Raw genomic sequence first — 11,742 nt, forward strand, 5'->3', positions numbered from 1 at the left:
ACACACCTATCTTCTCGATGCTGTTGCCGGGACCTTAACGGTGCTTCACAGCCCTGCGCAGCAGTTGGAGACCCGGGTCACCGTGTGTCCTTCGTCGCAATCACGGAGCGACCGGGCCCGCGGTGGGACACCGGCGGCCGGGCACCGCCGGGGACTACGCTCGGCCCCATGGTCAATCTGACGCGCATCTACACGCGGACCGGGGACGACGGGACCACCGCCCTCGGCGACATGAGCCGCACCGCCAAGACCGACAGCCGCATCTCGGCCTACGCGGACGCCAACGAGGCCAACGCCGCGATCGGTGTCGCCCTCGCGCTCGGCGGGCTGCCCGCGGAGGTCGCGACCGTCCTCGTGCGGGTCCAGAACGACCTCTTCGACGTCGGCGCGGACCTGGCGACGCCGGTCGTGCCCGACCCCAAGTACCCGCCGCTGCGCGTCGAACAGGGCTATGTGGACCGGCTGGAGGCGGAGTGCGACCGCTTCCTGGAGGAGCTGGAGAAGCTGCGCAGCTTCATCCTGCCCGGCGGCACCCCGGGGGCCGCGCTGCTCCACCAGGCGTGCACGGTGGTGCGGCGGGCGGAACGCTCCACGTGGGCGGCGCTGGAGGAGCACGGCGAGACGATGAACCCGCTCACCGCCACCTACCTCAACCGCCTGTCGGACCTGCTGTTCATCCTGGCCCGCACGGCCAACAAGGAGGTCGGCGACGTCCTGTGGGTGCCCGGCGAGAACCGCTGAGCCGCTGAGCCGCCGACCCTGACAGCACGTCATCGGCGCGGGCCCGTGGCGGGCTCGCGCCGCGGCCACAGCGTGTACGACGCCGCGAAGGCGGCGTTGAGCCCGGTGACCCACGCCAACCGCAGCTGCCACTGCCGCAGCGCCTCCGTGCGATCCGCGTCGCCGACGAGCCGGACCGCGCACTCCAGCAGCAGCGCGGCCGGCACCGCCGCCAGAGCCGTGCGCCCGCACATCCGCCACTCGTGCACGGCCCGCGCCCGGCCGAACTTCGGCGGGCCCTGCGGCCTCGGCCCGCCCGCGAAGCGGTACGCGACACGGGCGTCGGCCCAGCGCACCAGGTAGTGCCCGTACGCGACGGAGAAGCCCAGGTACCTGGCGCGTGCGCGCCGCGCTGCCCGTGGAGGGGGAGGCATGATCCGGGTTGTCGTCGCCGAGGACCAGTCGGCGGTCCGGGCGGGGCTGGTGCTGATCCTGCGCTCGGTGCCGGACATCGAGGTGGTCGGTGAGGCCGCCGACGGGGAGGCCGCCGTCCGCGCGGCCCGCGAGCTGCGACCCGACATGATCCTCATGGATGTGCAGATGCCCCGGCTCGACGGTGTGCGGGCCACCGGCGAGATCGTCGCCGAGGGCCTGGCGGACGTGCTGGTGCTGACCACGTTCGACCTGGACGAGTACGTCTTCGGCGCGCTGCGCGCCGGGGCCGCGGGATTCCTGCTGAAGGACACCGAGGCCGACCGGCTGATCGAGGGGGTGCGCCTGGTGGCACGCGGCGAGGGGATGATCGCCCCGGCGGTGACGCGGCGCCTGATCGGGGAGTTCGCCCGGCCGGCGCGCGCGGTGCGGGAGGCGGACCGCGGCTTGCTGGACGGCCTCACCCCGCGCGAGCGGGAGGTGCTCGCCTGTGTCGGCCAGGGACTGTCGAACGCGGAGATCGCGGCCCGGCTCGGCATGGCGGAGGCCACGGCCAAGACCCATGTCAGCCGGATACTCGCCAAGCTCGAACTGCGCAGCCGCGTGCAGGCGGCGATTCTCGCGCAGGAGTGGGGACTGCCGGCGAAGCCGTGACGGGGGCGCTCACGCCTCAGGTCACTCCCCCGGACAGCGGGGCTCAGGCCACATTCACCCTCCCCCGGACTCCGTCCGGGGGGACCCCCACCAGCGGGGCACCCTCTACTCAGGCCACATTCACCCTCTGGCCGGGAGGGGCGGCCTCCAGCCAGGCGAGGAAGCCGGTGAGGGCGTCTTCGCTCATCGCGAGTTCGAGCCGGGTGCCGCGGTGCTCGCAGACCAGGACGACGGCGTCGGACAGCAGCGCCAGTTCCTCTTGGCCCTGCGGCAGCCGCCGGTGCAGCACCTCGATGGCGGAGCGTTCCAGGGACCGCCGCGGTCGGGGGGCGTAGGAGAAGACCCGGAACCACTCGATCCGGTCACCGCTGTAGCGCGCGACGCCGTACGCCCAGCCCTTGCCCGAGGGGGCGTCCACGCCGCCGGGCGCGGTGCGCAGGCTGCAGTCGAAGGTGCCGCCGGGACGCTGGATGAGCCGCCGCCGCAGGCCGAAGACGAACAGCCCCAGCAGCGCCACCGCGACAAGGGCCCCGCACAGCTGAAAAGCGAGGATCACGCCTATCGACCTCCTCGCTCAACGTCACGTACAGGGATACTGCAACCGCGGGAAGCCCTCTCGGGCCTCCCGCGGCTCATGGCCCCAGTGGGCCGGATGCTCAGCGCGAACCGGTCGCCGCGATGAGACGGACCTCGGCGCGCCGCTCGCCGACCGCGTCGGCGTCGGCCTTCGCACGCTCCAGGGCCCGCTCCGCGCGCTGGACGTCGATCTCGTCGGCCAGCTCCGCGATCTCCGCGAGGATCGACAGCTTGTTGTCCGCGAAGGAGATGAAGCCGCCGTGCACCGCCGCGACAACGGTGCCGCCGTCGGTGGTGCGGATGGTCACCGGGCCGGTCTGCAGCACACCGAGCAGCGGCTCGTGGTTCGGCATGACGCCGATGTCGCCCGACTCGGTGCGTGCGACGACAAGAGTGGCCTCGCCGGACCAGACATTGCGGTCCGCGGCGACCAGCTCGACGTGCAGCTCAGCCAAGATGGCTCCTCGGGTCGGCACCCACCGCCGTCCGGCGGGTGCATGAAACAAAGGATAACGGGGGTGCGGCAAGGGGGCGGACACAGGGTCCGCCCCCTGCCACGGTGAGCCGTCGGGCGAAGGCGTCAGCCGACGCCGAGCTCCTTGGCGTTGCGCTCGAGGTCCTCGATGCCACCGCACATGAAGAACGCCTGCTCAGGGAAGTGGTCGTACTTACCGTCGGCGATGGCGTTGAACGCGTGGATCGACTCCTCCAGCGGGACGTCGGAGCCGTCCACACCGGTGAACTGCTTCGCCGCGTGGGTGTTCTGCGACAGGAAGCGCTCGATGCGGCGGGCGCGGTGGACGGTGAGCTTGTCCTCCTCGCCCAGCTCGTCGATACCGAGGATCGCGATGATGTCCTGGAGGTCCTTGTACTTCTGCAGGATCCCCTTGACGCGCATGGCGCACTCGTAGTGGTCCTGCGCGATGTAGCGCGGGTCCAGGATGCGGGACGTCGAGTCCAGCGGGTCCACCGCCGGGTAGATGCCCTTCTCCGAGATCGGACGCGACAGAACGGTCGTCGCGTCCAGGTGCGCGAAGGTCGTCGCCGGCGCCGGGTCGGTCAGGTCGTCCGCGGGGACGTAGATCGCCTGCATCGAGGTGATCGAGTGACCACGGGTCGAGGTGATGCGCTCCTGGAGGAGGCCCATCTCGTCGGCGAGGTTCGGCTGGTAACCCACCGCGGACGGCATGCGGCCGAGCAGCGTGGAGACCTCGGAACCGGCCTGCGTGAAGCGGAAGATGTTGTCGATGAAGAACAGCACGTCCTGCTTCTGCACATCGCGGAAGTACTCCGCCATGGTCAGACCGGCCAGGGCGACGCGCAGACGGGTGCCCGGGGGCTCGTCCATCTGGCCGAAGACCAGCGCGGTCTTGTCGAGAACGCCGGACTCCTCCATCTCCTGGATGAGGTCGTTGCCCTCACGGGTGCGCTCGCCGACACCGGCGAACACGGAAACGCCCTCGTGCAGCTTCGCCACACGCATGATCATTTCCTGGATGAGGACGGTCTTGCCGACACCGGCGCCACCGAACAGACCGATCTTGCCGCCCTTGACGTACGGGGTCAGCAGGTCGACGACCTTCAGGCCGGTCTCGAACATCTCGGTCTTCGACTCGAGGTCCTCGAACTTCGGGGCCTTGCGGTGGATCGTCCAGCGCTCACCGACGTTGGCGTTCTCCTCGGGGACGTTCAGCACCTCACCGAGGGTGTTGAACACCTTGCCCTTGGTGAAGTCGCCGACCGGGACGGTGATGCCCGTGCCCGTGTCGGTGACCGCGGCCTGGCGGACCAGGCCGTCGGTGGGCTGCATGGAGATGGCGCGGACCAGGCCGTCGCCCAGGTGCTGGGCGACCTCGAGGGTCAGCGTCTTCAGCTTGCCGTTCTCGGCCGGGTCGGCGACCTGGACGGTGAGGGCGTTGTAGATCTCGGGCATGCCGTCGACGGGGAACTCCACGTCGACGACCGGGCCGATGACCCGGGCGACGCGGCCCGTGGCAGCGGCCGTCTCAACAGTGGTGGTCATGTTTAGTCACTCCCCGCAGAGGCGTCGGCCAGGGCGCTGGAGCCACCGACGATCTCGCTGATTTCCTGGGTGATTTCGGCCTGGCGGGCCTGGTTGGCAAGCCGCGTGAGCGTCTTGATGAGCTCCTCGGCGTTGTCGGTCGCGGCCTTCATCGCGCGGCGGCGGGCGGCGTGCTCGGAAGCGGCACCCTGCAGCAGCGCGTTGTAGATCCGGCTCTCGACGTACCGCGGCAGCAGGGCGTCCAGGACGCCTTCCGCCGACGGCTCGAAGTCGTACAGGGGAAGGATCTCCCCCTCCTTGCGGGCCTGGCCGCCGGTGGCCTCGTCGAGGGAGAGCGGCAGCAGCCGCCGCTCGACGGGGGACTGCGTCAGCATCGACACGAACTCCGTGAAGACGATGTGCAGCTCGTCGACGCCGCCCTCGGCCGTGTCCTTGAGGACCTGGTCGATCAGCGGGTCTGCCACGGCCTTGGCGTCCGCGTAGGCCGGCTTGTCGGTGAATCCCGTCCACGAGGCGGTGACGGGACGCTCACGGAAGCCGTAGTACGCGACGCCCTTGCGGCCGACGATGTAGTGCTCGACCTCCTTGCCCTCCGCGCGCAGCCGCTCGGTGAGCCGATCGGCCGCCTTGATCGCGTTGGACGAGTAGCCGCCGGCCAGACCGCGGTCGCTCGTCACGAGCAGCACCGCGGCGCGGGTCGGGTTCTCGGTCTCCGTGGTCAGCGGGTGGTTCGTGTTGGAACCGCTCGCGACCGCGGCCACCGCGCGGGTGAGCTCATCGGCGTACGGGGACGAGGCCGCCACCTGGCGCTGGGCCTTGACGATCCGGGACGCGGAGATCATCTCCATCGCCTTCGTGATCTTCTTTGTGGCGGTGACGGTCTTGATGCGGCGCTTGTATACCCGAAGCTGGGCGCCCATGCTCAGCCCTCACCCAGGAGCTTGCCGTCCGAGGTCTCGAACTGCTTCTTGAACTCCGTGACCGCGTCCGTCAGGGCCTCGATGGTGTCGTCGCCCAGCTTGCCGGTCTCGACGATGCCCTGCAGGAGGTCCTTCTTCTCGCGGCGGAGGTAGTCCAGCAGCTCGCGCTCGAAGCGGCGGATGTCCTCGACCGGGACGTCGTCCAGCTTGCCGGTGGTGCCGGCCCAGATGGAGACGACCTGGTCCTCGATCGGGAACGGCGCGTACTGGCCCTGCTTCAGCAGCTCGACCATGCGCTTGCCGCGCTCCAGCTGCGCCTTGGAGGCGGCGTCCAGGTCGGAACCGAAGGCGGCGAAGGCCTCCAGCTCGCGGTACTGGGCGAGGTCCACGCGCAGGCGGCCGGCGACCGACTTCATGGCCTTGATCTGCGCCGAGCCACCGACTCGGGAGACCGAGATACCGACGTTCAGCGCCGGGCGCTGGCCCGCGTTGAACAGGTCGGACTCCAGGAAGCACTGGCCGTCGGTGATGGAGATGACGTTGGTCGGGATGAACGCCGAGACGTCGTTGGCCTTGGTCTCGACGATCGGCAGACCGGTCATCGAGCCGGCGCCCATGTCGTCGGAGAGCTTGGCGCAGCGCTCCAGCAGACGGGAGTGCAGGTAGAAGACGTCACCCGGGTAGGCCTCGCGGCCCGGCGGACGGCGCAGCAGCAGGGAGACGGCGCGGTAGGCGTCGGCCTGCTTGCTCAGGTCGTCGAAGACGATGAGGACGTGCTTGCCCTGGTACATCCAGTGCTGGCCGATGGCCGAGCCGGTGTAGGGGGCGAGGTACTTGAAGCCTGCCGGGTCGGACGCCGGAGCCGCGACGATGGTCGTGTACTCCAGGGCGCCGGCCTCCTCCAGCGAGGCGCGCACGCCCGCGATGGTGGAGCCCTTCTGGCCGATGGCGACGTAGATGCAGCGGACCTGCTTCTTCGGGTCGCCGGAACGCCAGTTGTCGCGCTGGTTGATGATCGTGTCGATCGCCAGGGCGGTCTTGCCGGTCTGGCGGTCACCGATGATCAGCTGACGCTGACCGCGGCCGATCGGGGTCATCGCGTCCACGGCCTTGAGGCCGGTCTGCATCGGCTCGTGGACGGACTTGCGGGCCATGACGCCGGGAGCCTGGAGCTCCAGCGCGCGGCGGCCGTCGGTCTCGATCTCGCCGAGGCCGTCGATCGGGGTGCCGAGCGGGTCGACGACGCGACCCAGGTATCCCTCGCCGACAGCGACGGAGAGCACCTCACCGGTGCGGTGCACCGGCTGGCCCTCCTCGATACCGCTGAACTCGCCGAGGACGATCGCACCGATCTCGCGCTCCTCGAGGTTGAGGGCGAGACCGAGGGTGCCGTCCTCGAAGCGCAGCAGCTCGTTGGCCATGGCCGAGGGCAGACCCTCCACCTTGGCAACGCCGTCGCCGGCCATGCTGACCGTGCCGACCTCCTCGCGCGAGGCCGCGTCCGGCTTGTACGCCTGGACAAAGGTCTCCAGCGCGTCCCGGATCTCCTCCGGCCGGATCGTGAGCTCCGCCATCTGGGTTCCCTGCTCTCCTTGTTGGGCCCGAAGTATTCGCTACGGCCCAACTCGGGCCGCTGTACTGCTCTTTGAGTTGGTGGCTGGTTCAGCCGGCCATCCGCCGGGCCGCCTCTTCGAGGCGTTCCGCGATGGTCCCGTTGATGGCCTCGTCGCCCACCCGCACCTGGATTCCGCCGAGGACCTCGGGGTCCACGTCGAGGTTCAGGTGCACCGGCCGACCGTAGATCGTGGCCAGCGCGGCGCCGAGACGCTGCTTCTGCCGGTCGCTCAGCGGTACCGCCGAGACGACGACCGCGACCGTACGGCCCCGGCGCGCCGCCGCCAGCTTGGACAGGGCGTCGAGCCCTGCCTCCAGGCTACGGCCTCGCGGATGGGTCACAAGACGGACCACGAGCCGCTCGGTGACCGGGTTGGACCGGCCTCCCAGCAGCGAGCGGAGCAGCCCGGCCTTGGCCTGGGCGCCCGCGGCGCGGTCGGTCAGCGCGGCCCGCAGATCAGTGCTGCCGGAGACGATCCGGCCGAAGCGGAACAGCTCGTCCTCGACGTCGTCGAGGTGGCCGGCGCGCTCCGCGGCGATCAGGTCGGCGCCGAAGGAGAGTTCCTCCAGCGCGTCGGTCAGGTCCCGCGACTGCGACCACCGGCTGCGGACCATGCCCGAGAACAGGTCGAGGGCTTCCCCGCCGACCTGACCGCGCAGCACCGTCTGCACCAGGCCCGCCTTGGCCTCACCGGACTGCGCCGGGTCGGTCAGCGCCCGGCGCAGGGTGCCTTCGCGGTCGAGCAGCCCCGTGACGGCGGCCAGGTCCTCGGCGAGCTTCGCCGCGTCGACGGACGTGTTGTCCGCCAGCGCGTCGAGACGCTCGCGTGCGGCGGCCAGTGCCTCGCGGCTCGCTCCGTTCATCGCGCGGCCTCGGCCTTCTCCTCGAGCTCGTCGAGGAAGCGGTCGATCACACGGCTCTGCCGGGCGGTGTCCTCCAGGGACTCACCGACGATCTTGCCTGCCAGATCGGTGGCGATCCTGCCCACGTCCTGGCGCAGCGCGTGCGCGGCGGACTTGCGGTCCGCCTCGATCTGCGCGTGGCCCGCGGCGATGATCTCCTCGCGCTGCCGCTGGCCTTCCGCACGCATCTCGGCGATGAGCGCGGCACCCTGCTCCTGCGCCTCCTGGCGCAGACGCGCGGCCTCGTGACGAGCCTCGGCGAGCGACTGCTTGTACTCCTCGAGGGTCCGCTGAGCCTCGGCCTGGGTGGCCTCGGCCTTCTCCATGCCGCCCTCGATGGCCTCGCGGCGCTCGTCCAGAACCTTGTTGATGTTCGGGATGAGCTTCTTGGCCAGGAAGAAGAAGACGATGGCGAAGGCGATGAGACCGATGACGAGCTCTGGGATCGGCGGGATGAGGGGGTTCTCCGCCTCCTCGGCCGCCAGCTGTACCAGGGCGTTCACATCAGTGCCTTCCGTCGAAAGGGGTTGGGCTCGTCAGCCCGGATCAGGAGGTCGGGTAGACGAACGGCATGACCAGACCGATCAGGGCGAGCGCCTCACAGAAGGCGAAGCCGAGGATCTGGTTGGCGCGGATCAGGCCGGCAGCCTCGGGCTGACGGGCGAGGGCCTGGGTGCCGTTGCCGAAGATGATGCCGATGCCGACGCCGGGGCCGATGGCCGCGAGGCCGTAGCCGATGGAGCCCAGGTTGCCGAGGATCTGGGTGGCGGCGAGGTTCACAGCGGACATGCTGTTTCTTCCTTCTCTTTCACGGACCGGTGGGGGTTGGCCACCGGACAATCGGGGGTGCCGAGCGGTGAACGGTGCTCAGTGGTGCTCGGCCAGCGCGCCCTGGATGTAGGAGCAGGCCAGGAGGACGAAGACGTAGGCCTGGACGGCCTGGATGAACAGCTCGAAGGCGGTCATCACGATGACCATCACGAACGAGACGCTCGCGTAGGCGATGCCGATGCCGTTGAGCAGGTACCAGCTGGCGATGGTGAACAGCAGCAGCAGGACGTGCCCGGCGAACATGTTGGCGAAGAGTCGCACCGCGTGCGTGAACGGGCGGACGATCACGTTGGAGAGGAACTCCAGGCCGACGACCATCGGCAGGACCGGGCCGAGGTTCTTGTCGTAGCCGGTGATGTTCTTCCAGCCACCGACGAAGCCGTGCTTCTTGAACGTCAGCGACATCCAGGTGATGTAGACGATCGCGGCGAGCGCGGCCGGGTAGCTGATGATCGCGGTGACCGGGAACTGGGCGATCGGAATGATCGACCACAGGTTCAGGATCCACACGAAGAAGAACAGCGAGACCATGAACGGCACGTACTTCTCGCCGTCGCGCTTGCCGATCGTCTCGTAGACGATGCCGCGGCGCACGAAGTCGTAGCCGGCCTCGGCCACCATCTGCAGCTTGCCGGGGACGACCTTCGGCTTGGCGAAGGCGGCCCAGAAGAAGCCGACGATGACGATGCTGCCGAGCAGCGCGAGCAGCATCGTCTTGTTGAAGTAGACGCTGCCGTCCCCGTCGCCGATCAACGGCTTGAAGAGGAAGGAGTGCAGGCCGGGGGCCGGGAAGCCGCACCCGTCGAAGATGTGGCAGTTCGTCTCGAAAGCGAGCGTCTTTACATCACTCACCGCGAGCTCCTTCAGCGTGGCGCATGGGTACGGCAACCTCGTTGTGTCGGCGCGGCGTAGGCCCGCGGAACGGCACTGGACTGGTCAAGCAGATGTGGGGGCGGCGGTCGGACATCGAGCCGGACGACTGTTGCGAAGGCATGACTGCCGCCCGCGCCAGCTCTGCCGCAGTTGAGACCGGACGATAGCAAACGAGCGGCAGCCCTCTTGCACCGGCCCCTGGGTTCACGACGACGTTCCGGCGGATCCGGGCTCGACGTACAGCATCTTGGTCTTCATGTGCGCACGGGCCTGGGCGGCGATCCACACCAACGTCGTGCCGAGCAGGCTGAACGCGAACACCTGGGTGTCGAACAGCGATGTGTGCTTGAACACCGCCAGGACGATCGCCAGCAGCAGCAGCTGCACCGTGTAGAGCATCAGGCCCATCGCCTGGAACAGCGTGGGGTAGGAACGGGCGGTGCGCTGAAGCACCGTCAGGCCGATTCCCATGAAGGTGATCACGACCACCGCGCCGAATCCCGCGCCGATCGCCCCCTTGCCGCCCGCGAGCACGGCTGCGACAGCGACCGCGATCACTCCCGCGGCTGCGGCGGGCACGGCGCAATTCAGAAGCGTTCGGACGTCGTTGGACTGCATGGCGGCAGCTCCTCCGGCGAGGTTGGGAGTACAGGGGTCGTCGTGGACGAGCGTAGCCCGGCGGCGGGGACATGCCTCACGCCGGAAGACCATCGCACTCGGTCTTTCGGCTTGCTTCCGGGCTTTCGTGAACGGTATCACAAACTATTTGATGAGGTCTTTACCCGGTTCGTGTGCGACCTGTCACACGACCGGAGTAGCACCCGTGGCGTCCGGCTGACGGCCGGACACCCGTGTGCTATCGGGCCCGCGGCTCAGTGACCGCTGCCCGCCGAACGGCCGGCCTCCACCAGCTGCCGGTCGATCTCGCTCAGCGCGGTCGCGCCGTTGACACCCGGCGCCTCCCCCGCGGCGATGGCGGCGCTCGCCGCGGCGTGCGCCTCGATCCGCGTGCGGCGGTAGCGGGGCGGCACGAACGACTCGGCCCAGCGCGGGGCCTTGGGGTTGAAGCGCGGCATGAGCAGCGCGATCAGTCCGATCGCGCTCAGCATGACGATGCCCAGCACGATCCACAGGCTGGAGGAGTTGACCGAGAACGCCACCGCGCCGAAGGCGATGAGCGCCGACCAGAAGTACATGATGAGCACGGCCCGGCTGTGCGAGTGGCCGATGTCCAGCAGCCGGTGGTGCAGGTGGCCGCGGTCCGCGGCGAACGGCGACTGGCCGTTCCACGTGCGGCGCACGATGGCCAGCACCAGGTCCGCGGCGGGGATCGCGATCAGCGTCAGCGGCAGCAGCAGCGGCATGTAGACCGGCACCATGAAGTGCGTGGTGTCCCGGGTGGACCCGGTGAGGTTGGTGATCGCGTCGGGGTCGGTCTGGCCTGTGATGGAGATCGCACCCGAGGCCAGCACCAGGCCGATCAGCATCGAGCCGGAGTCGCCCATGAAGATCCGCGCGGGATGCAGATTGTGCGGCAGGAAGCCCAGGCACATGCCGATCAGGATCGCGCTGAACAGCGTCGCGGGCGCCGCGGCCTCGATGCCGTAGCCGTACCAGATCCGGTAGGCGTACATGAAGAACGCGATGGCGGCGATGCACACCATGCCGGACGCGAGCCCGTCCAGGCCGTCGACGAAGTTCACCGCGTTGATGGTGATCACCACCAGGGCGACGGTCAGCAGCGTCGACTGCACCGGGCTGAGCGCGACGATGCCCTTGCCCGGGATGGGCAGCCACAGCACGGTCAGGCCCTGAAGGACCATGACACCGGCCGCGATCATCTGGGCGCCCAGCTTGATCAGCGCGTCCACGCCCCACTTGTCGTCGAGCACGCCCAGCAGCCAGATCAGTCCCGCGCCGGACAGCAGCGCGCGCGGCTCGTTGGAGAGCTCGAAGACGCTCTTGAGGTTGGTCAGGTGCGCGGCCACCAGCAGGCCGGCGCACAGGCCGCCGAACATGGCGATGCCGCCGAGCCGCGGCGTCGGTTCGCGGTGGACGTCGCGATCGCGGATCTCGGGCATGGCACCTGCCGCGATGGCGAACTTCCGCACCGGCCCCGTCAGGAGGTAGGTGACGGCAGCGGCCACGCACAAGGTCAAGAGGTACTCGCGCACGGGCACACCCTATTCGCGTCCG

General features: G+C 69.4%; 14 protein-coding genes. 2 read left to right on the forward strand and 12 right to left on the reverse strand.

What is annotated here, in order from left to right:
- Nucleotides 1-168: 168 nt before the first annotated feature.
- Complete coding sequence (locus ACIP9H_RS14780) at nt 169-741, forward strand: cob(I)yrinic acid a,c-diamide adenosyltransferase (protein ID WP_401580300.1); 573 nt, start codon at nt 169-171, stop codon at nt 739-741.
- Between the two features lie 29 nt (nt 742-770).
- Here ACIP9H_RS14780 and ACIP9H_RS14785 read toward each other — a convergent pair whose 3' ends face one another.
- A complete protein-coding gene (locus ACIP9H_RS14785; RefSeq protein WP_401580302.1) occupies nt 771-1,154 on the reverse strand; it encodes a hypothetical protein in 384 nt (127 codons plus the stop codon).
- Between ACIP9H_RS14785 and ACIP9H_RS14790 the strand changes: the two genes are divergently transcribed.
- A complete protein-coding gene (locus ACIP9H_RS14790) occupies nt 1,153-1,806 on the forward strand; it encodes a response regulator (protein ID WP_401580304.1) in 654 nt (217 codons plus the stop codon). The genes ACIP9H_RS14785 and ACIP9H_RS14790 overlap by 2 nt on opposite strands.
- A gap of 109 nt (nt 1,807-1,915) precedes the next feature.
- Here the strand turns inward: ACIP9H_RS14790 and ACIP9H_RS14795 are convergent, their stop codons facing one another.
- The 11 genes from ACIP9H_RS14795 to ACIP9H_RS14845 all read right to left on the reverse strand — a co-directional run bounded on the left by ACIP9H_RS14795 (nt 1,916) and on the right by ACIP9H_RS14845 (nt 11,720).
- Nucleotides 1,916-2,368, reverse strand: coding sequence for a DUF2550 domain-containing protein (locus ACIP9H_RS14795; RefSeq protein ID WP_401581101.1), 453 nt, complete (start codon nt 2,366-2,368; stop codon nt 1,916-1,918).
- Nucleotides 2,369-2,462: 94 nt separating this feature from the next.
- Nucleotides 2,463-2,840: a F0F1 ATP synthase subunit epsilon gene (locus tag ACIP9H_RS14800; protein ID WP_360909956.1), complete on the reverse strand. Its 378-nt coding sequence runs from the start codon at nt 2,838-2,840 to the stop codon at nt 2,463-2,465.
- 122 nt (nt 2,841-2,962) lie between these two features.
- Nucleotides 2,963-4,405 carry a F0F1 ATP synthase subunit beta gene (gene atpD / locus ACIP9H_RS14805; protein ID WP_360909871.1) on the reverse strand — a complete coding sequence of 481 codons (1,443 nt, stop codon included), beginning with the start codon at nt 4,403-4,405 and terminating at the stop codon, nt 2,963-2,965.
- Between the two features lie 2 nt (nt 4,406-4,407).
- Nucleotides 4,408-5,325, reverse strand: coding sequence for a F0F1 ATP synthase subunit gamma (locus ACIP9H_RS14810; protein ID WP_401580306.1), 918 nt, complete (start codon nt 5,323-5,325; stop codon nt 4,408-4,410).
- Between the two features lie 2 nt (nt 5,326-5,327).
- Complete coding sequence (gene atpA / locus ACIP9H_RS14815) at nt 5,328-6,899, reverse strand: F0F1 ATP synthase subunit alpha (protein WP_360909875.1); 1,572 nt, start codon at nt 6,897-6,899, stop codon at nt 5,328-5,330.
- A gap of 88 nt (nt 6,900-6,987) precedes the next feature.
- Nucleotides 6,988-7,803, reverse strand: a complete 816-nt coding sequence (locus ACIP9H_RS14820) for a F0F1 ATP synthase subunit delta (protein WP_401580308.1) — start codon at nt 7,801-7,803, stop codon at nt 6,988-6,990.
- Nucleotides 7,800-8,345: a F0F1 ATP synthase subunit B gene (locus tag ACIP9H_RS14825; protein ID WP_401580310.1), complete on the reverse strand. Its 546-nt coding sequence runs from the start codon at nt 8,343-8,345 to the stop codon at nt 7,800-7,802. The genes ACIP9H_RS14820 and ACIP9H_RS14825 overlap by 4 nt, the downstream gene beginning before the upstream one ends.
- Before the next feature lie 43 nt (nt 8,346-8,388).
- The gene (atpE, locus tag ACIP9H_RS14830) at nt 8,389-8,631 is read right to left on the reverse strand and encodes an ATP synthase F0 subunit C (RefSeq protein ID WP_018563527.1); all 243 of its coding nucleotides are present in this window, start codon (nt 8,629-8,631) and stop codon (nt 8,389-8,391) included.
- 78 nt (nt 8,632-8,709) lie between these two features.
- Entirely contained in the window at nt 8,710-9,540 is an 831-nt protein-coding gene (gene atpB / locus ACIP9H_RS14835; protein ID WP_360909958.1) for a F0F1 ATP synthase subunit A, read from the reverse strand.
- A gap of 210 nt (nt 9,541-9,750) precedes the next feature.
- Complete coding sequence (locus ACIP9H_RS14840) at nt 9,751-10,164, reverse strand: hypothetical protein (RefSeq protein ID WP_401580313.1); 414 nt, start codon at nt 10,162-10,164, stop codon at nt 9,751-9,753.
- Nucleotides 10,165-10,418: 254 nt separating this feature from the next.
- On the reverse strand, nt 10,419-11,720 hold the full coding sequence (locus ACIP9H_RS14845) for an MraY family glycosyltransferase (protein WP_401580315.1): 1,302 nt from the start codon (nt 11,718-11,720) through the stop codon (nt 10,419-10,421).
- Between the last annotated feature and the right edge of the window lie 22 nt (nt 11,721-11,742).

This window comes from Streptomyces sp. NPDC088732 (genome assembly GCF_044751205.1).
Taxonomy (GTDB): Bacteria; Actinomycetota; Actinomycetes; order Streptomycetales; family Streptomycetaceae; genus Actinacidiphila.